Origin of the sequence: Neisseria sp. HMSC056A03, assembly GCF_001815685.1 — a bacterium.
In the GTDB taxonomy this organism is placed as follows: domain Bacteria; phylum Pseudomonadota; class Gammaproteobacteria; order Burkholderiales; family Neisseriaceae; genus Neisseria; species Neisseria subflava.
In genome coordinates, this window is record NZ_KV821660.1 from 1 (window position 1) to 20,039 (window position 20,039).

19 protein-coding genes are annotated in these 20,039 nt (G+C 51.9%); 11 read left to right on the plus strand and 8 right to left on the minus strand.

Annotation, left to right across the window (positions count from 1 at the left end; translation table 11 throughout):
* Positions 1-69: 69 nt before the first annotated feature.
* Entirely contained in the window at positions 70-1,248 is a 1,179-nt protein-coding gene (locus HMPREF3052_RS09930; RefSeq protein ID WP_070749688.1) for a phosphoglycerate kinase, read from the minus strand.
* Between the two features lie 193 nt (positions 1,249-1,441).
* Between HMPREF3052_RS09930 and HMPREF3052_RS09935 the strand changes: the two genes are divergently transcribed.
* Positions 1,442-2,791 (plus strand): M16 family metallopeptidase, encoded by a 1,350-nt coding sequence (locus tag HMPREF3052_RS09935; RefSeq protein ID WP_070749689.1) that lies wholly within the window; start codon positions 1,442-1,444, stop codon positions 2,789-2,791.
* Positions 2,792-2,849: 58 nt separating this feature from the next.
* Positions 2,850-4,148 carry a M16 family metallopeptidase gene (locus tag HMPREF3052_RS09940; RefSeq protein WP_070749690.1) on the plus strand — a complete coding sequence of 433 codons (1,299 nt, stop codon included), beginning with the start codon at positions 2,850-2,852 and terminating at the stop codon, positions 4,146-4,148.
* A gap of 247 nt (positions 4,149-4,395) precedes the next feature.
* Here the strand turns inward: HMPREF3052_RS09940 and glmS are convergent, their stop codons facing one another.
* From glmS to HMPREF3052_RS09960, 4 genes are all read right to left on the minus strand, one after another.
* A complete protein-coding gene (gene glmS / locus HMPREF3052_RS09945; protein ID WP_070749691.1) occupies positions 4,396-6,234 on the minus strand; it encodes a glutamine--fructose-6-phosphate transaminase (isomerizing) in 1,839 nt (612 codons plus the stop codon).
* Between the two features lie 165 nt (positions 6,235-6,399).
* Complete coding sequence (glmU, locus tag HMPREF3052_RS09950) at positions 6,400-7,773, minus strand: bifunctional UDP-N-acetylglucosamine diphosphorylase/glucosamine-1-phosphate N-acetyltransferase GlmU (RefSeq protein WP_070749692.1); 1,374 nt, start codon at positions 7,771-7,773, stop codon at positions 6,400-6,402.
* Positions 7,774-7,871: 98 nt separating this feature from the next.
* Positions 7,872-8,156, minus strand: a complete 285-nt coding sequence (locus HMPREF3052_RS09955; protein WP_003686634.1) for a membrane lipoprotein lipid attachment site-containing protein — start codon at positions 8,154-8,156, stop codon at positions 7,872-7,874.
* A gap of 52 nt (positions 8,157-8,208) precedes the next feature.
* On the minus strand, positions 8,209-8,865 hold the full coding sequence (locus HMPREF3052_RS09960; RefSeq protein ID WP_070749693.1) for a pyrimidine 5'-nucleotidase: 657 nt from the start codon (positions 8,863-8,865) through the stop codon (positions 8,209-8,211).
* Positions 8,866-8,929: 64 nt separating this feature from the next.
* On the opposite strand from HMPREF3052_RS09960, the gene HMPREF3052_RS09965 reads away from it, so the two are divergent.
* From HMPREF3052_RS09965 to HMPREF3052_RS11940, 6 genes are all read left to right on the plus strand, one after another.
* Positions 8,930-9,931, plus strand: coding sequence for a thiamine ABC transporter substrate-binding protein (locus HMPREF3052_RS09965; RefSeq protein ID WP_070749694.1), 1,002 nt, complete (start codon positions 8,930-8,932; stop codon positions 9,929-9,931).
* A 113-nt stretch (positions 9,932-10,044) separates the two neighbouring features.
* The gene (locus HMPREF3052_RS09970; protein WP_070749695.1) at positions 10,045-10,890 is read left to right on the plus strand and encodes a mechanosensitive ion channel family protein; all 846 of its coding nucleotides are present in this window, start codon (positions 10,045-10,047) and stop codon (positions 10,888-10,890) included.
* A 75-nt stretch (positions 10,891-10,965) separates the two neighbouring features.
* Positions 10,966-11,433 carry a CinA family protein gene (locus tag HMPREF3052_RS09975; protein ID WP_003686660.1) on the plus strand — a complete coding sequence of 156 codons (468 nt, stop codon included), beginning with the start codon at positions 10,966-10,968 and terminating at the stop codon, positions 11,431-11,433.
* A 135-nt stretch (positions 11,434-11,568) separates the two neighbouring features.
* Positions 11,569-12,246 (plus strand): hypothetical protein, encoded by a 678-nt coding sequence (locus HMPREF3052_RS09980; protein ID WP_070749696.1) that lies wholly within the window; start codon positions 11,569-11,571, stop codon positions 12,244-12,246.
* Between the two features lie 32 nt (positions 12,247-12,278).
* Positions 12,279-13,004: a hypothetical protein gene (locus HMPREF3052_RS09985; protein ID WP_141756640.1), complete on the plus strand. Its 726-nt coding sequence runs from the start codon at positions 12,279-12,281 to the stop codon at positions 13,002-13,004.
* Between the two features lie 21 nt (positions 13,005-13,025).
* Positions 13,026-14,114 carry a hypothetical protein gene (locus HMPREF3052_RS11940; RefSeq protein ID WP_210399521.1) on the plus strand — a complete coding sequence of 363 codons (1,089 nt, stop codon included), beginning with the start codon at positions 13,026-13,028 and terminating at the stop codon, positions 14,112-14,114.
* A gap of 76 nt (positions 14,115-14,190) precedes the next feature.
* On the opposite strand, the gene efeB is transcribed toward HMPREF3052_RS11940, so the two are convergent.
* From efeB to efeU, 3 genes are all read right to left on the minus strand, one after another.
* Complete coding sequence (gene efeB, locus HMPREF3052_RS09995) at positions 14,191-15,456, minus strand: iron uptake transporter deferrochelatase/peroxidase subunit (protein WP_070749698.1); 1,266 nt, start codon at positions 15,454-15,456, stop codon at positions 14,191-14,193.
* Positions 15,457-15,591: 135 nt separating this feature from the next.
* Positions 15,592-16,758 carry an iron uptake system protein EfeO gene (gene efeO, locus HMPREF3052_RS10000; RefSeq protein ID WP_004519217.1) on the minus strand — a complete coding sequence of 389 codons (1,167 nt, stop codon included), beginning with the start codon at positions 16,756-16,758 and terminating at the stop codon, positions 15,592-15,594.
* Positions 16,759-16,770: 12 nt separating this feature from the next.
* Positions 16,771-17,595: an iron uptake transporter permease EfeU gene (gene efeU / locus HMPREF3052_RS10005; protein WP_070749699.1), complete on the minus strand. Its 825-nt coding sequence runs from the start codon at positions 17,593-17,595 to the stop codon at positions 16,771-16,773.
* Between the two features lie 380 nt (positions 17,596-17,975).
* Between efeU and HMPREF3052_RS10010 the strand changes: the two genes are divergently transcribed.
* The 3 genes from HMPREF3052_RS10010 (at position 17,976) to HMPREF3052_RS10020 (ending at position 19,995) form a co-directional block, all read left to right on the plus strand.
* On the plus strand, positions 17,976-19,151 hold the full coding sequence (locus tag HMPREF3052_RS10010; RefSeq protein ID WP_070749700.1) for a cytochrome-c peroxidase: 1,176 nt from the start codon (positions 17,976-17,978) through the stop codon (positions 19,149-19,151).
* Positions 19,152-19,290: 139 nt separating this feature from the next.
* Positions 19,291-19,620, plus strand: coding sequence for an FKBP-type peptidyl-prolyl cis-trans isomerase (locus HMPREF3052_RS10015; RefSeq protein WP_094192864.1), 330 nt, complete (start codon positions 19,291-19,293; stop codon positions 19,618-19,620).
* Between the two features lie 126 nt (positions 19,621-19,746).
* The gene (locus HMPREF3052_RS10020) at positions 19,747-19,995 is read left to right on the plus strand and encodes a BolA family protein (protein WP_070749701.1); all 249 of its coding nucleotides are present in this window, start codon (positions 19,747-19,749) and stop codon (positions 19,993-19,995) included.
* The last annotated feature ends 44 nt before the right edge of the window (positions 19,996-20,039 follow it).

Genomic DNA, 20,039 nt, shown 5'->3' on the forward strand with positions numbered 1-20,039 from the left:
TGTCCAAGATTTGGGGGCCAGTTCAATGTTCAGACGGCCTTTATTTTTAACAATCGATTTTAAAACCGATTATGCGCCGCGTTTTTCCAAAGCAGCAACGGCAGGCAACTCTTTGCCTTCCAAGAACTCAAGGAACGCACCGCCGCCGGTAGAAATGTAGCTGATTTGATCGGTTACGCCGAATTTGGCAATCGCCGCCAAAGTGTCGCCGCCGCCGGCAATCGAGAACGCATCGCTTTGGGCAATCGCTTCGGCCAATACTTTAGTACCGCCGGCAAATTGGTCAAATTCAAACACGCCGACCGGGCCGTTCCACACCACCGTGCCTGCGGCTTTGAGCAAATCGGCCAAAGCAGCGGCGGATTTCGGGCCGATGTCCAAAATCATGTCATCTTCGGCAACGTCGTCAATGTCTTTCACCACAGCTTCCGCATCGGCGGCAAAGGCTTTAGCGACAACCACATCGGTCGGCAGCGGAACAGAGCCGCCTTTGGCCGCCATTTTCGCCATAATTTTTTTGGACTCTTCCACCAAATCGTGTTCGGCCAAAGATTTGCCGATGGCTTTGCCTTCTGCCAACAGGAAGGTATTGGCAATGCCGCCGCCGACGATGAGTTGGTCGACTTTGTCGGCCAAAGATTCGAGGATGGTCAGTTTGGTAGACACTTTGCTGCCGGCAACGATGGCAACCATCGGATGAGCCGGTTGTTTCAGGGCTTTGCCCAAAGCGTCGAGTTCGCCCGCCATCAACACGCCGGCGCAGGCAACCGGCGCAGCTTGGGCAACGGCTTCAGTCGAAGCTTGGGCGCGGTGGGCGGTACCGAATGCGTCGTTGACGAACACGTCGCACAAAGAAGCGTAGGCTTTGCCCAGCTCCAAGTCGTTTTTCTTCTCGCCTTTGTTGATGCGCACGTTTTGCAGCATCACGACATCACCGGCGTTCAAGGTCGGTTTGTTTTCACGCCAGTCGTTCAATACTTTCACGTCTTTGCCCAACAGTTTGCCCAAATGCGCGGCAACAGGCGCCACATCGTCTTCAGGATGGAATTCGCCTTCGGTCGGACGGCCGAGGTGGGTCATCACGATCACAGACGCGCCGTTGTCCAAGCAGTATTTAATGGATGCGAGCGAAGCGCGGATACGGGTGTCGTCGCTGATGTTGCCGTCTTTGAACGGCACGTTCATATCGGCGCGGATCAGAACGGTTTTGCCTTGAACATTTTGTTCGGTCAGTTTCAAAAATGCCATGATGATTCCTTTGTGATGGTTGGAAACGGGAATGTTTGGGATTATCCGCGAATGAGGCGTGACGGTAAAGATTGGCAACAGCCGCGCTTGATGTGAATCAGCAGATAAAGCCCAGGCCGTCTGAAACATTCGGCCAATCTTTCAGATTTTCCGCTATACTTTGGCGATTGATTTTCATTTTACGGATTAAACCATGTTACGCCGAATTGCTTTAATGCTTGCCTTCGCGCTGCCTGCCGCCTCATGGGCGCAGACGCTTTCTGAAACCCTGCCCAACGGTCTGAAAATCATCGTTAAAGAAGACCATCGCGCGCCTGTGGCCGTTTCGCAGATTTGGTACAAAATCGGCAGCGTGGATGAAAAACCGGGCAAAAGCGGTCTGAGCCATGCTTTGGAACACATGATGTTTAAAGGCACGAAAGACGTTCCCTCCGGCGAATTCAACCGCCGCGTATCCGAGCTGGGCGGACAAAACAATGCCTACACCAGCCGCAATGAAACGGTGTATTACGAAAACGTCGCCGCCGCCAACCTGCCCGAGATTCTGAAGCTCGAGGCAGACCGCATGCACAACCTCAACTTCAGCGACAAAGAATTCCTCAACGAGATGAACGTCATCCGTGAAGAACGCCGCCAGCGCACGGAAGACACGGCCGACGGCAAAATGTGGGAACAAGCCTATCTTGCCGCCTTTACCCAACCGTCCATGCGCGCCTCCGTCATCGGCTACATGAAAGATTTGCACACCCTAAAAGCCGACGACCTGCGCGCGTGGTACAAACAATATTACGCGCCCAACAATGCCGTATTGGTCATTGTCGGTGATGTCGATGCTAAACAAACGCTTCAGACGGCCGCCAAACTCTTTGGCGATATTCCGGCCAAAGCCCAGCCGCCGCGCAACAAACTCCATACCGAACCCTATTTGCGTAAGCCTGTTACGGTCAAAGCCACTTCTCCGGTCACACACCAGCCGCTGATTGCCATCAACTTCCGTGTGCCGAAACTCCAAAAATTCGACGACGCAATGCCTTTTGCCCTCGACGTCCTCTCCGATATTTTGGCAGGCAACGCGTCCAGCCGTTTTGACAAAAACCTCGTGCGCGGCAAGCAAACCGCATTGAACGCAGGAACGCATTACGACATCATCAGCCGTGAAATGCCGCTGTTCAGCGTAATGGCCATGCCTGCCGAAGGCGTGAAAACCGATACTCTGATTGCCCAACTGCGCCAAGAAATCAAAGACATTGCCGACAACGGCGTTTCCGAAAAAGAATTGCAGCGCGTCAAAACCCAAGCAGCGGTCAGCGAAATCTACGCCAAAGACTCCATGTCTTCCCAAGCCTCCATGATGGGCCGCCTCGAAGCGCGCGGTTTCCAATATACCGACGAACAAGAAATCCACCGCCGCTTACAGGCAGTCAGCGCGCAAGAAGTACAGGCCGCCGCCCGGATGTTGACCGACGAGCGCATGAGCACCGTCATCATCGAGCCGCAAAAACCTGCCGCCGCGCCAAGCAAAAAAGCTGCCAAACGCCGATAAACATCAGGCCGTCTGAAAGCCCATACCCTTTCAGACGGCCTTAACAGAAAGCCACAACATGAAACCCACCCTGCTCGCCCTTGCCCTACTCCTGCCCTTAAGCGTCCAAGCCGCCACCGACATCCAACGCTGGCGCAACCGCGACGGCACCCAAATCCTCCTTGTCGAACGCCACGAAAACCCCATCATCGACCTTGAAGTCAGCTTCAAGGGCGCAGGCAGCGTCGCCAATCCGGACGGCAAAAGCCAAGTTGCCGAATTTACCGCCGCCCTCCTGACCGACGGCACCCAAGAGCTGGACGAAGAAGCCTTCAATGCCGAAGCCGACAACATCGGCGCGCACATCAGCAGCGACAGAAATGCTGAAAGCGCATCCGCAGGCTTCCGCAGCCTCAGCAAAGCCGACATCCGCGACAAAGCCGCCAACTTGCTCAACCACTCGCTGACCCGTCCGCGCTTTGACGAAGCCGTTTTCCGCCGCCGTCAAATCCAATCCATTACCGGCTTGCAACAACAGGAAACCACCCCCGACTACACCGCCACGCGTGAACTGACCAAGCTCATCTACCCGAACCACCCCTATGGCAGTGGCGCAAACGTAACCGTTGACAGCCTCAAAAACGTTAGTCTGGACGACATCCGCGCCTTCCACCGCACCCACTACGGCAAAGACAACGCCATCGTCGCCATCGTCGGCGACCTCAACCGCAAACAGGCAGAGCAACTGGTCGAGCGCGTCCTCAAAGACCTGCCGGCCAAAGCCACCGCAACCCACGCCATCCCGCCCGTTCCCAAACAAACCGCCCAACGCCGCGACATCCCCTTTGCCGGCACACAGGCACAAATCCTGCTCGGTACTTCCCTCTTCAAACGCCATGACCCCGACTATTACGCCCTCGTTGCCGGCAACTACATCCTCGGCGGCGGCGGTTTCGACAGCCGCCTCATGAAAGTTTTGCGCGACCAACACGGCTACACCTACGGCGTATACAGCAGCCTCGCCTCGGCGACAGAAGAGGGCACGTTTACCGTTTCCTACTCTACCCAAAAGAAAAACACCAAAGCCTCACTGGCCGACACCCAAGCCGTCATCGAGCAGTTTATCGCCGAAGGCCCGACCGAAGCCGAGCTGAAACAGGCCAAAGCCAACATCGTCGGCGGCTTCCCCCTGCGCTACGACTCCAACGACAAACTGCTCAACTACCTGAGCCTGATCGGCCTCTACGACCTGCCCAACGACTACTTGGAAGCCTACCCCAAAGCCATTAACAGCCTGACCGTCGAACAAGTCCGCGACGCATGGCAACGCCGCGTCAAATTCAAAGACCTCAACACCGTCGTTGTCGGCGCAGAATAAAACGCTTTAAAACAACAGGCCGTCTGAAAGATTTTTCAGACGGCCTGTTATCATTCTGTCGGTTTGCTTACTTGTCATCAGAGCTACTCTAATCAATAAAATATCGGTCACAATCAACTGGTGTTGCACATTTATAATGGAAGCAAAGACATCATAAATAGCATTTCTATTACTGAAACCAACAAATATAAAGGCCGTCTGAAACCTTGAAACAGGTTTCAGACGGCCTTTTTAACCGGTTTATTACTTATTCAACCGTTACCGATTTAGCCAAGTTGCGCGGCTTGTCCACGTCTGTACCGCGTGCAAGGGCGGCGTGGTAAGACAGGAGCTGCACGGGGATGGTATGCACAATCGGCGAGAGTACGCCGACGTGGCGTGGGGCGCGGATAACGTGCACGCCTTCGGTGGCGTTGAAGTTGCTGTCGAGGTCGGCGAAGACAAAGAGTTCACCGCCGCGTGCGCCGACTTCCTGCATATTGGCTTTGACTTTGTCCAAGAGACTGTCGTTGGGGGCGATGACGACAACGGGCATGTTTTCGTCCACCAATGCCAGCGGGCCGTGTTTCAACTCACCTGCGGGGTAGGCTTCGGCATGGATATAGGTGATTTCTTTCAGTTTCAACGCGCCTTCGAGGGCAATCGGGAAATGGATGCCGCGTCCGAGGAAGAGTGCGCTGTTTTTCTTGGCGAATTTCTGCGACCAGGCGGCAATCTGCGGCTCGAGGTTGAGGGCGTGTTGCACACTGCCGGGCAGTTGGCGCAATTCTTCGACATAGGCGTGCGCTTGTTCTTCGGATATTAAGCCGCGCTGTTTGCCCAAGGTAACCGCCAAGCCGAAGAGGACGACCAGTTGCGTGGTAAACGCTTTGGTGGAGGCGACGCCGATTTCTGCACCGGCGCGGGTGTACAGCACCAATTCGCTTTCGCGCGGCAGGGCGGATTCCATGACGTTGCAGATGGACAGGCTGTGTTTATGTCCCAAAGACTGCGCGTATTTCAGGGCTTCCATGGTGTCCAAGGTTTCGCCGGATTGGGAGATGGTGATGACGAGCTGTTCGGGATCGGCAATCACGTCGCGGTAGCGGTATTCGCTGGCGATTTCCACATCGGTCGGCATTTTGGCGATGGATTCGAGCCAGTATTTGGCGGTCAGCGCGGCGTAGTAGGACGTGCCGCAGGCGAGGATTTTGATGCTGCGGATGTCGTCGAACACTTCGCGTGCATTCGCGCCGAAGTTTTCGGGTTCGAAGCCGCCGTCAAGGAAGACTTCGGCGGTATCGGCGATGGCGCGCGGTTGTTCGTGGATTTCTTTTTGCATGAAGTGGCTGTAAGGGCCCAACTCCAGTGAAGCGAGCGACAACTCGGATACTTTGACTTTGCGTTGGGTATCGGCACCGGTTTTGTCGATCAGTTTTTCAATACCGTTCGCGCTCAATACGGCGATGTCGCCGTCTTCCAAATAGGCGATGCGGCGGGTAAAGGCGATGACGGCGGATACGTCGGAGGCGATGAAGGTTTCTTGGTCGCCCAATGCCACCAAGAGCGGGCAGCCCATGCGTGCAACAACCATTTCTTCGGGTTTGTCCTGCGCTATCACGGCGATGGCGTATGCGCCGTGGAAACGGGCGGTAGCTGCGCGGACGGCTTCAAACAGTTTGCCGCCGTTTTGGGTGTATTCGTGATTGACGCTGTGGGCGATGACTTCGGTATCGGTTTGCGATTCGAAGGTGTAACCCAAGGCTTTGAGGCGTTCGCGTTCGGCTTCGAAGTTTTCGATGATGCCGTTGTGGACGACGGCAATCATGCCGCCGGAGATGTGTGGGTGGGCGTTGGGTTCGGTTACGCCGCCGTGGGTCGCCCAGCGGGTATGGCCGATGCCAATGTGTCCGAACACGCCTTTTTCGCGCGCGTCGTCTTCCATCAGCTGCACGCGGCCGACACGGCGCACGCGTTTGATTTTGCCGTCTGCGTTGACGGCGATACCCGACGAGTCATAGCCACGATATTCAAGGCGTTTGAGACCGTCGGTCAGAAAATCGACTACATTGTGATTGGCGCGGATGGCGCCGACGATACCGCACATATGAGTTCCTTAGTATCAAAAGATTAACGAAATGGCTACCGCTCCGGCTTCCGGAGGCGACAGCGGTAAAAAGCCGTTTTACATCATCCGAACGGCGCGGATTTGGGTTTCAGACGACCTCTTGATGGAAAGGCCGTCTGAAAAACGGGTGGAATCGGCCGAACCTTACTTCTTATCGCCTTTTTCGGGACGCACCCAGCCTTCGATGACGGTTTGGCGGGCGCGGGCGAGGGCGAGTTTGTTGTCTTCGACATTGCGGGTAATCGTGCTGCCTGCGCCAGTTGTCACTTTGTTGCCGAGGGTGACGGGGGCGACCAAGACGCAGTTGGAGCCGATGCGGACTTCGTCGCCGATGACGGTTTTGTATTTGTTCACGCCGTCGTAGTTGGCAATGATCGTGCCTGCGCCGAAGTTGGTTTTGCTGCCGACTTCGGCGTCGCCGATGTAGGTGAGGTGGTTGGCTTTGGTGCCTTTGCCGATGGCGGCGTTTTTGATTTCGACGAAGTTGCCGACGTGTACGTCGTCTGAAAGGCGGGCTTGCGGACGCAGGCGGGCGTAGGGGCCGATTTGGTTGTTTTGTCCGACTTCGCAGTCTTCGAGGTGGGAGAAGGGGGCGATTTTGCTGTTTGCGCCGATTTTGGCGTTTTTGATGACGCAGTTTGCGCCGATTTCGACGTTGTCGCCGATTTCGATGTCGCCTTCGAGGACGACGTTGACGTCAATCACGACGTCTTGTCCGTGTTTCAGACGACCCCTTAAGTCGAAGCGGGCGGGATCGCGCAGGGTGACGCCTGCTTTGAGCAACTCTTGCGCTTGTTCGGTTTGGAAGATGCGTTCGAGTTCGGCGAGCTGGAGTTTGTTGTTCACGCCGGCGGCGAGGTGGGAGGCGCGCACTTGGACGGGATGGACTTTGATGCCGTCGGCAACGGCTTTGGCGATGAGGTCGGTCAGGTAGTATTCGCCTTGGGCGTTGTTGCTGGAGAGGCTGTTCAGCCAGTTTTCGAGTTTGGCGTTGGGCAGGACGAGGATGCCTGTGTTGATTTCGCGGACGGCTTTTTGGGCGGCATCGGCGTCTTTTTCTTCGACAATGGCGGTTACGCTGCCGTTGCTGTCGCGGATGATGCGGCCCAAACCTGTCGGGTCGTTGGGCACGTCGGTCAACAGGCCGACTTCGTCGCCTGCGGCTTCGAGCAGGGTTTCGAGGGTGGCGGTGTCAATCAGGGGGACGTCGCCGTACAGCACCAGCGTGCGGCCTTCGGCGGCAAGGTGGGGCAGGGCAGTTTTGACGGCGTGGCCGGTGCCGAGCTGTTCGGTTTGTTCGACCCAGACGACGTCGCGTTTGACGGTGTCCAAGACTTGGTCTTTGCCGTGTCCGATGACGACGCAGATGTTTTGGGGATTCAGGGCGGCGGCGGTGTCGATAACGCGCTCAACCATGGGAAGGCCGCCGATGCGGTGCAGCACTTTGGGCATTTTGGAGTACATGCGCGTGCCTTTGCCGGCGGCAAGGATGACGATATTTAAAGCTGTCTGAGCCATGATACGGTTTCCGTTGTCGTTGTTTGAGGCCGTCTGAAAAGTGTGGCAACAAGTGTTGATTGTTTTTCACTCCGTTTCAGACGGCCTTGGGGATATTGTTATTCGGTTGCTGGCTGTTGATTGGCAAATTGCGGTTTTTGCCAGTGTTGGCCGCGTTCGCCGTGTTCGGCATGATCCGCTTGATTGGATTGGACGGCGCGGCGCTCGGGGCGGAACTGGTTGTAATTCATGTTTTTAGAATAAGTACCGTCCTGATAAACGATAGGTGTGCCGGTAGCATATTTTTGGCGTACGGCGGTACGGCCGGATTCGTTGGTGTAAGTTTCCCAAGAGCAACCGGCCAAAACGGCGGCGGCGGTCAGAATTAAAGCGAGTTTACGCATGATGTTGTCCTTGTTTTTAAATGTTGGAAATACTGTGTATTGTACTGGTTTTTTAAAGGCTTAATGGCAGGTTTTGTGCAAAATCAAGCAAGCCCTGCATATCTTTCGCTATGCCGTCGGCAAATGGCAGCGGATGGGCTTTTTCGCCGTACCAAACGGTCTTCATGCCCAAGACTTTGGCTTGGTGCAGATTGTCTGCACTGTCGTCCACCATAACGCACTGTTCGGGTTTGACGCCCAACAGGCTGCAGACGTTGAGATAGGCTTGCGGATTGGGTTTGTAGAGCAGGCCGAAGTCGTCCGTGCCGAACAAGCCGTCAAAATGTGCTTCCAAGCCCAAGGCTTCAACCAATGCGCGGACATAAAACGAAGGCCCGTTGGAAAATACGGCTTTTCGCCCTTTCAGACGGCCTAAAACGTCATCAGTTCCATCCATACCCTCCACCTTTGCCAAAATTTGCTTAAGGGGGTGACTTTCACGCAAAAATTCATCGATATCGACTTCGGGATGGTGGATTTGCAAACCGGCAAGCGTCGCGCCGTATCGGTGCCAATAATCTTGGCGCAGGTGGGAGGCGGCTTCTTCGGAAAGTTTCAGACGGCCTGCCATGTATTCGGTCATGGCGCGGTTGATGATGTAGAAAATGCCGGCTTCGGCATTGTGCAAAGTATTGTCGAGGTCAAACAGCCAAACGGGAGAATGATTCATATCGTGCCTTGATATGCAGATTTTGTTATGATATTTCGTATTTTACCCGTACAAAGGAAAGAGAATGAAACTGAAATTGTCCGCCGTGGCCCTGTTGTTGGCTTCGGCAAACCTGTACGCCCAAACCGAAGTGCGTTTGGCTGTGCACAAATCCTTCAGCCTGCCCCAATCCGTCATCGCGCAATTTGAAAAAGCCAACGATGCCAAAGTGTCCGTCATCAAGGCAGGCAGCGGCAACGAAATGCTCAATAAGCTGATTTTGAGCAAGGCCAACCCGATTGCCGATGCGGTTTACGGTTTGGACAACGCCAACATCGGTAAAGCCAAAGCTGCCGGCATCCTTGCCGCCAACCAACCCAAATCCGCACCCGTAACCGCTTCCCTGCCCGATGCGCTGGCCGTCGATTACGCCTATGTCGCCATCAACTACGACAAAAAATGGTTTGAACAGAAAAAACTGCCCCTGCCGCAAACACTGCAAGACCTGACCAAACCGGAATATAAAAACCTTTTGGTAACCCCGTCTCCCGCCACATCTTCGCCCGGCCTCTCCTTCCTCTTGGCCAACATCGGCGGCATGGGTGAAGAAGGCGCGTTCAAATGGTGGGCACAAATGCGCCAAAACGGTGTGAAAGTTGCCAAAGGCTGGAGCGAAGCCTACTACACCGACTTTACCCAAAACGGTGGCGCTTATCCCCTCGTGGTCAGCTATGCCACCAGCCCGGCGGCCGAAGTCCACTACTCCAAAGGCAAATACAGCACTCCGCCCACCGGCAACCTCTTCCTCAAAGGCGGCACATTCCGCCAAGTTGAAGGCGCGGCCGTTTTGAAAGGCGCAAAACAGCCCGAGCTGGCGGCCAAACTGGTGAGCTGGCTGCAAAGCGGCGAAGTGCAACAAGCCCTGCCTGCCGAAATGTGGGTCTATCCGGCTGCCAAAAACACGCCGCTGCCCAAAGTATTCGAGTTTGCCCAAACCCCGAAACACAGCGATTCCCCCAACCGCACCGACATCAACACCAAACAAAAACAATGGGTGAGCCGTTGGAGCAAAACCGTTTTACGTTAAGCTGAAAAAGATTTAAGAAAGATTAAAGGCCGTCTGAAAAACCAAATCATTAGTTTTTCAGACGGCCTTGTTTTACAATGACCTTTTAAACAACTTCACACGCACACACAATTATGAATTTCGATCTTCAAGTCCTCTCTTCGTTCTCCGGCTGGGAACAACTCGCCCAAACCGGCATGTCTTTCGGTACCAACCTGCTGGCCGCCTTAGCCATCTTCTTTATCGGCCGCTGGGTCGCCACGCGCGTGGTGACACTGATGAAAGCCGCGCTGACGCGCGCCAAAATCGATAAAACGCTAGTCAGCTTCCTCGGCAACGTCGCCAACATCGGCCTGCTGATCCTCATCATCATCGCCGCACTGGGCAAACTCGGCATTCCGACCACTTCCGTGACCGCCTTGATCGGTGGCGCAGGCTTGGCCGTGGCTTTGTCTTTGAAAGACCAACTGTCCAACTTCGCCGCCGGCGTGCTGATTATCCTGTTCCGCCCGTTTAAAGTCGGTGACTTTATCCGCGTCAACGGTTTTGAAGGCATCGTCCGCGAAATCAAAATGGTGCAGACCTCTTTGAGTACGCCGGACAACGAAGAAGTCGTCCTGCCCAACAGCGTGGTCATGACCAATAGCATCACCAACCGCTCCTCCCTACCCCTGTGCCGCGCCCAAGTCGTTGTCGGCGTCGATTACGCCTGCGACTTGAAAGCCGCCAAAGCCGCCGTATTGAGAGCGGCAACCGAGCATCCATTATGTGTTCAAACCGAAGAACGACCTGCCGTCGTATATATTACCAACCTTGCCGCCAGCGCCATCGAAATCACGCTTTGGGCATGGACGAACGAAGCGGATTTGGCCTTATTCCGATTTGGTTTGAATGAGCAGGTCGTCGAAAACCTGCGCGAAGCCAACATCAACATCCCATTCCCACAATGTGATGTCCACCTCATTCAGCCGAAAGACTGATTTCAACTTTCAGGCCGTCTGAAACCCGGCGGGTCGAACACCCGCCCCATTCCACCATTTCCATAAGGAGCCGCCATGTCCCATCTGCAAACCATCGCCGAACACCTGACCAGCCGCCGTCAAACCGTTACCTGCGCCGAGTCCTGCACCGGCGGCCTGCTTGCAGGTGCGCTGACTTCCCTCTCCGGCAGCTCGCAATGGTTTCATCAAAGCTTCGTCACATACAGCAACCAAGCCAAACAGGAGCGTCTCGGCGTCATGCCCGATACCTTGCTGAAACACGGCGCGGTCAGCCGCGAGACCGTCTATGAAATGGCACGCGGCGCAAAGGCCGTCGCGCAGGCAGATTACGCCTTGAGTATTTCCGGCATCGCCGGCCCTAGCGGCGGCAGCGCGGCCAAACCGGTCGGTACAGTCTGGTTCGGCCTGGCCACGCCCGAAGGTTCGTTTGAGCAAACCGCGCTTTTCACAGGCGACCGCGAAGCAGTAAGGGCGCAAGCCGTCGAATACGCATTGGCTTTCTTGGCGGAACATTTGGTTTGATAGAAAAAACTCAGGCCGTCTGAAATCTGGAAATCAGGTTTCAGACGGCCTTTCTTAAATTAAGATATTTAAAACCTTAATGGTATATACTTAATCATATTTTTTACTGTCAACCGAAAATATAAAGAAAAAATAATGAACAAAACAAAAAAATATACACTAGCTCTTTTAGGTTTTTTTACAACTTTTTTAAGTGCCTGTTCCCAATATGGCGATCCATATAAAGACGTACCAAAAGAAATTAACGGACATCCTGTATACGAGGTGCCGTTCGAGCAGCCTTTGATTATCGATCCGAAGAAAGAGCAGGTGTTTTATTTCAAATTGAAAAAAAAGCCAAAAGCCCTCGAAACGAACTATGCGGTCTATATTATGGCAATGTATCCGCTTGAAGATAAAAAATATTACGATATTGAAAAGGGAGTGGATATGAATGATTATTTGATTGAAAACAAGTTGTTGAAATTTGAAACTTCTCTAGTGCATTTTGACAAAGGGAAGAAAGAAACTCAAATAAGTTTGAGTAATAATTTTATTCATTATGCTGAATTACCAAAAATTAATAATAATTATGAGAATGCTATTAGATTCAAGAATAACCAAACTCAATTTGTTGCCGATGAATCTATTGCTCACTCGTCTCACAGATTTAATGGAGAAGAATTTAGTATCCGAGAAAACGCGATGGCTTGGTTTCTGATACAGGAAAAAGGGGGCTATTACAGGCTGAAAATTAGACCGCTTCAAGATTTCCCCAATTATCCTAAACTCCGTCTATCTGTGTCCGTTAATACCCAACCGTATTACAAATAATTTAATTCTGAAACTCCTCATGAAAGGAAAAAATGATGCGTAATCAGAAAAAATATACCCTGACGATTTTGGGATTTCTAACAGCCCTTGTAAGTGCCTGCTCCCAATACGGTGACCCGTATAAAGACGTGCCGAAAGAGGTTGACGGACATCCGGTGTATGAGGTGCCGTTCGAGCAACTGTTGGTTATCGACCCGAAGAAGGAGCAGGTGTTTTATTTCAAATTGAATAAGAAATTTGAAATAGGCAATGCTTTCAATATTCGGACTGTTGTCTTGAGACCAGATTCAAATATAGTTACAAAGCATATTGTCGATGGAGTAGAACAGTATAAAACTCAGGAAATTCCAAAGTATGCAAAATACAAAAATTTGGATCGTGAATTGGTTGAAAAAGGACTGTTGCAGTTTGAAATGTCCCTGCAACATTTTGACAAACAAGGAAAAGAAGTCAAAGTAGGGCTTAAAGAGGGAAGTATCAGCTATTATTTGGATGTATTGCAAAAAAGTGCTAACAAAAAACATCCTATCCGTTTTGAGAGTAAGGAAAAATATTTTACTGCGAAGTATCCTGATTCTCTCGACAATCGTAAAATAGGCAATGAAGATTATCTTTCAACTAATATTATCGTAGCAGGTTTTTTAATACAGGATATAGGGGGATATTACAAACTTACGGTTAGACCGTTGCAGCAATATCCCGATTATCCCAAGTTGAAATTAGGTATTTATGTCAATATAGAACGTACCCCAAAATGATTTTACAGAAAGGAAATGACAATGCCCGAAAGAAAATACACTTTGACGATTTTTGTAGCAGGTGCAGGTACGCCCTTATTTAATTCGGACGGTACTCCCAAAATAGATGAACACACTGGTAAGCAAAAAACATCCGGTCCCGGTCATGTATTTTACGGAATCAGCAACGATGGTGGGAAAACTGTTACTGCCTACGGTTTTGCTCCGCCTGACGGTTCGGAAAAATTTGACTGGTATTCTCCTGACAAACCAGGAAAAGTCCAACCTAACGAACATAAAGTTTATCGGAAACAGGTATATCGAAAAACGGTAGCCATCACAGAGGCACAATATAAAGTTCTGGAAGATTTTGGAAAAAACCCAAAAAAATACGGTTTCAACGAAGATATCTACAACTGGAACAGCCGAAGCTGCATCGATTTCGTTTATGCTGCATTAAATGCCAGCAACGTTTATTCCACCCACAGCAAAGATTTATACAGGAACGGCCAGAAAATCGGCACGATTAATACTTCCGAAAAAGCGGCAACCAAAGTATTGGGCAATATTCCCGAATTTGAAAAGATCCCGAATACCATTTCCCGTTATCCTGCAGGAAAAAATATCGATGAGTTAATGGAAAATGTACACAAGCTAATGCCTGAGAGAACTTTTATCCAACGATACATTTTAACTGAAAATCAACGCGAACAAAGGCATCAATACGCACAGGTTAGCATCGATGGGGATATTCTAAAAATCAACGATATGCCTAAAACTGCCCAGGCCATCTTCCATCAGTGTAAACAGGCTTTTACTGACTTCTGTGATAAGAAAAATATTGCCTATGATAAAAATGATGTAGATAAAATTGCTATGTCATTAACCTCCACATGCTATGCAAACAATATGCAGGACGTGTCTTTAATCAATATTAACGATAATGGGAAAGTCTCGGTCGGACACAGAGCCCCCGGATTAATAATGGCTTCTGTAGATATGTGGGAAGCGGCTAAGACGCCGGTAGAGGAAAGCCTGAGCCAAATTCAGCAAACGGCACAACGAATTGAATATGAGGAGCAACAAAAACAAATCGTGCAATCCCAATCACGTGGAATGATGCTTTCTTAACTAAAAAGGCCGTCTGAAATCTGGAAATCAGGTTTCAGACGGCCTTTTTATTTCTTGATTCAAACCATCGGCGGATTTATACGCCCAAAAGCTCTTTACCGAGGAAGCTGCCTTTTTCGACACCCGGCAGGACGAAGAAATAGCCACCGCCAAACGGGCTGATGTATTCCTCCAGCGGCTCGCCGTTGAGCAGGTTTTGCACGAAGATGAAGCCGTCGGCAAGGTTGGCCTGATAGCAGATGAATATCAAGCCGACATCGAGCTGGCCGTTGGCGGCGAGGCCGCGCGAGTAGTTGAAGGCGCGACGGTAGAGCAGGTGTTTTTTCATGAACTCAGGATCGCGCGGATTGGCAATGCGCATATGGCTGTCTTTGGGCGTGATTTTGCCGTCGGGGTCTTTGGCGAAATCGGCGGTGTCGCCCTCTTTTTTACCGTCCATGGGCGCGCCGCTGTATTTGCGTCGGCCGAAAATATCGGTTTGTTCCTGCATCGGGGTGCGGTCCCAAAACTCGACAAAGTGGCGGATGAGGCGGACGGCCTGATAGCTGCCGTTTTTCGTCCATGCTGGTTCGTCCAAGCTGTTGGCGGCAACACCTGTCCACAGGACTTGATCGGCGACTTTGGGATCTTCGACTTTGGGATTGCCGGAGCCGTCGCGGAAACCTAAAAGATTGCGCGCGGCAATGGCGCCGGGTTCGGCTTTAGGGAGCCAACCGTCTATGCTCCAACGGATCACGGCAAACTGGGCGGTATTTTTAATGATGTCGCGCAGGGCGGCTTGGCAGGTTTCGGGGGAGAATGCGCAAATTTGCAGGCTGAGGTCGCCGTCGCACCAAGATTTTTGGAGTTTGTCGTTGGGGAAGTCGCGCATTTCTTGCAAGTGTTTCGGCTTTTTGTCTTTGAGGCCGAAGCGGTCGTCAAAGAGGCTGCTGCCGACGCCGACGGTAACCGTCAGCCCGTCGGGGCGGAATTGTTTGCCGAGGATGCCGCTGCCTGCAGGCGGGAGTTTGTCGTCGCCGTCTTGGTATTCGCCGCCTTGGGTGAGGAATTCGATGCGGGCGGTCAGGGCGCGGAACAGGTTTTCAAGTTGTTTGGCGTCTTTGGCGGTAACGTCAAAGGCACACATGATGCCGAAGAGCTGGTGTGGCGTGACAATGCCTGCCTGATGCTCGCCATAACACGGATAGGCCAGCTCGGAATGTTGGTTGCTTTGGGTTTCGGCGGCGGCTTCGCCTTGTTTTTTACCGGCAAAATAACCGGCAACGCCGATGGCACCGGCGGCAAGGGCAGTTTTGAAAAGGGTTCGTTTTTCGGGTTGTGCCGGTTGTTTGTTTTGGCTCATGGTCTGCTCCTTGGCAGGGAACGGAAAGATTGCAATCGTGTGAAGTAAGGTTGGTTTTCAAGCATATTTTGTGTGGGCGACAATAAGATTCAGACGGCCTTTCAATATCCAAAGGCCGTCTGAAAACGCGTTATCTTATTTCAAACCCAAAATGCCGCGCAGTTTGGCCAAATCTTCTGCCAAGGCATTAATCGGCGCCTGCAGGGCTTTGCGGTCTTCTTCGCTCAGTTTGTCATACAGCTCGAAACCGTTCGGGGTTTTGTATTTCGCCAAAATGTCTTCAACCTGTTTAAAGTTGGCATCGGTTTTTTCCAACAACGCTTTGTCTTTGGCTTCGATCAGCGGACGGAACAAATCAACAATTTTTTTGGAGCCTTCCACATTGGCTTGGAAGTCGCTCAAGTCGGTATGGCTGTAACGGTCTTCTTCGCCGCTAATTTTACTGCCCGCCACTTCTTCAATCAGTTCGGAAGCGCCGCCGACCACTTTGCCCGGAGGGAATGCCAATGCGTCGATTTCTTTTTGCAGGGCTTCGACATCGGTCATCAGTTTCGCTGCAATTTCCTTCACGCCGGATACGTCTTTTTCTACCCAAAGGGCGTGTTCGATACGGTGGAACCCAGTAAACCCGGCATCTTTCGCGCCGTCTTTGAAGTCGTCTTCACGCGCATCGATGACGGGGTCGAGTTCGCTGAAAAGCTCGGCAATCGGTTCGATGCGTTCGTAATGGACGCGGGTGGCAGCAAACAGGGATTTCGCCTTTTCAATATCGCCGGCTTTGACGGCTTCAGTAAAGGTTTTGGTTTTCGCCACCAGCTCTTTAACCTCGCCTTGAACGTAAGCTTTATAGTCGGCCAAAGGTTGCGCCAGTTTTTCCAAATCGGCTTCGTTGGCAGTGTCTTTGAAGCCGCTGTCGGTAACAATCAGCTTACCGCGCGGATTGGTCAACAGGCCGCAAGTCATTTCGTATTCGCCCGGCAGCAGGGTAACGGTCATTTTGTCGGATAAACCCGGGGCGATGTTTTCACGCTCGTCCACCACCATCACGCCTTTCAGAATTTCCCATTCCAGCTTGCGGCCGCTGTCGTTTTTGATGTTGAACACGACTTGGCCGCTGGGGACGGTCAATTCCATCGGTTCGCAGGCAGTATCGTTCACACCGATATTGACCGAACCGTCGGCATTGGCGGCAGCGGATGCGCCTGAAGCGGCAGGTGCGGCTTTTTCGGCTTCAGGCGGCTGACACGCGGTCAAACCCAGAGCCAGCATTACAGACAAAGCAGTCAGATTGAATTTTTTCATTTTACTTCCTTCTTATTTAGTTAACGTTTTTGCCGGCGCACTGCCGCGCAAAAACCAAATCATGACGGGAACCAGATACAGCAGCCAAATCAGGACTTCGCCTTCGGTCGGATGGTCGGTATAGCCGAAGAAACCGCCGAGCAGCACACCTAAAGGGCTGTCTTCATGCAAATATTTCGAGGTGTCGAAAGCAATGTCTTGCATCGCATTCCATACGCCAGCCTCATGCAGCGCACGAAACGAACCGGCCAGCAGACCGGCCGCCACCACAATCAAAAACGCGCCCGTCCAACGGAAAAACTTCGCCAAGTTCAGGCGCATACCGCCCTGATAAATCAGCGTACCGATGACAACCGCCGCCAACAGCCCCAATACCGCGCCTATCGGCATAGACCATGTCGGGCTTTGCTGGAACACGGCAAGCAGGAAAAACACGCTTTCCAAACCTTCGCGCGCCACGGCCAAAAACGCCATGCCGACCAAGGCCCAACCCTGGCCGCTGCCGTGGTTCAAGGCCGTCTGAACAGAATCCTGAAGATGCTGTTTCATCGAACGCGCGGCCTTCTTCATCCACAAAATCATGTAGGTCAGCATCGCCACGGCCACCAGGCCGATGACGCCGACCACCAATTCCTGTTCTTTTTGCGGAATCTCTCCCGTAACGGAATGAATGCCGTAACCGATACCCAAACACATGGCCGCAGCCAAAAACACGCCCAGCCAAACCTTCGGCATCAGCTCGCTGTGTCCCGACTGTTTCAGAAAACTGGCAACAATGCCGACGATCAGGGCGGCTTCGATGCCCTCGCGCAGCATAATCAAAAAAGCAATCAGCATAAAAAACTCTAAAGTGAAACGTTCATTTGTTAACGCATTTATAACGCTTTATATTTAATAACGCAAATTATTTTCATTTTTTAATAACCCTATATTTATTAAGATTTTTTAAAAGAAAATAACAAACGTAATCAATAAAAACTAAAAGGCCGTCTGAATTTTGTTTTTTCAGACGGCCTTAAAAACCTTAACTAATTGTAAAAAAACAATAAAAAAGTTTCATAGCATGAAATTCTCTATCGGTTATATTTTCAAAATTTATCAAAAATAAAAGATTGATTTATAGCAAGAATTAAAAGCAACTCATCTTATATAGTTCAAACACTGCTGTCGCAACCAGCAACCCATTACATAGCAAATGCATAACAAAGGAACCTCCTATGCCACGTTTGAAACTCCACCAAATCGTTCTGGCTTTGGCCGTTTCTGCCGCGTTGACCGCCTGCGGTGAGAAAACTGCACAAACTACTGAAACTCCTCAAGCGGCTTCTGCCGCAAGCGCTGCCGATGCTGCCGCAAGCACCGCCGCCGTTTCAGCCCCTCAAAATTCTGCCGATGTTTCTGACGAAGACAAAGCCCTGTTGGAACGCGCGCAAGCTACGTTCAAACCTTTGCCTGACTTAGCCGAAATGCAAAAAGTTCGTCCGTTTACCGAAGAACAGGTCAAACTCGGCCAACAACTTTGGTACGAAAACCGCCTGTCCAAAGGCAACACCGTCAGCTGTAACTCTTGCCACAACTTGGCAACTGCCGGCGTAGACAACATGCCGACCAGCGCGGGCCACAAAAGCCAATTCGGCGGCCGTAACTCCCCAACTGCTCTGAATGCCGCCTTGTTGGGCAGCCAATTCTGGGACGGCCGTGCAGCCGATGTGGAAGAACAAGCCGGCGGCCCATTGCTCAACCCTGTTGAAATGGCCAACGCTACCGAAGCCGATGCCGCCGCAAAAATTGCCGGTATCCCTGAATACCAAGAAAAATTCAAAGCCGCATTCCCTGAAGACGGCGCGGTTTCCTTCAAAAACATCACCACCGCATTGGGCGCGTTTGAACGTACCCTGCTGACCCCGACCCGTTGGGACGACTACCTGAAAGGCAACGTATCTGCCCTGAGCGAACAAGAACGCAAAGGCGTACGCGCATTTATGGACAACGGCTGTATTGCTTGTCACAGCGGCGTCAACTTGGGCGGTACCATGTTCCAAAAATTCGGTTTGGTGGATGGTCCTTACTGGAAACACATCGACGATCCTAAACACGACAAAGGCCGTGCGGACGTAACCAAAAAAGCCGAAGACGAATTCTTCTTCCGCGTTCCCGGCTTGAGAAACGTTGAACGTACCTATCCATACTTCCACAACGGCAGCGTTTGGGAATTGGATAAAGCCGTCAACATCATGGCGAAAGCCCAATTGGGTAAAACTCTGGCTCCGGAAGAAACTGAAAACATCGTTGCCTTCTTGAAAGCCCTCTCCGGCAATGTTCCTGAATCTGCCCGAACCATGCCTGAGCTGCCTGTATCCACCGATGTCAAATCCCGACCTGACAACAAATAAGGTTTAGCGTAAAACAAAGGCCGTCTGAAAATCCGTTTCAGACGGCCTTTTTGTTGCCGGCCATATGGGCGCCTTTGTTTCACGATTCCGCACAATATGGTAATCTTGAGCCGATTTTCACCATACATCCGAAAGGAACATCATGAGCCTGATTATTGAAGACTTGCAAGAAGGCCACGGCAAAGAAGCCGTCAAAGGCAAAGAAATCACCGTACATTACACCGGCTGGTTGGAAGACGGTACCAAATTCGACTCCAGCCTCGACCGCCGTCAACCGCTGACCATCACTCTGGGCGTCGGCCAAGTGATTAAAGGTTGGGACGAAGGCTTCGGCGGCATGAAAGAAGGCGGCAAACGCAAGCTGACCATTCCTTCCGAAATGGGCTACGGCGCACACGGTGCCGGCGGCGTGATTCCTCCGCACGCGACCTTGATTTTTGAAGTCGAGCTGCTGAAAGTGTACGAATAAGCATTTGACGCTTCAAAAGACCGAGGCCGTCTGAAACCCGAAGTTTGGTTTTTCAGACGGCCTGTTTTCATCAAGATTCGGTATAATGCCCTCTTTTACAAGCAAACCATTTCCCAAGGAACCCCCATGCTTTTACCCGAACAAGTCAAAACCCTGATTGAAGGCGTTACCCCTTGCGAACACGTCGAAGTCGAAGGCGACGGCCATCACTTCTTCGCCGTAATCGTTTCCTCCTCATTTGAAGGCAAAGCCCGCCTCACCCGCCACCGCCTGATTAAAGACGGCCTCAAGCCGCAACTCGAAAGCAACGAATTGCACGCGCTGTCGATTTCCGTTGCCGCCACTCCGGCCGAATGGGCTGCCAAACAAGCTTAATTTGGAATCAAACAAAAGGCCGTCTGAAAACTTTTCAGACGGCC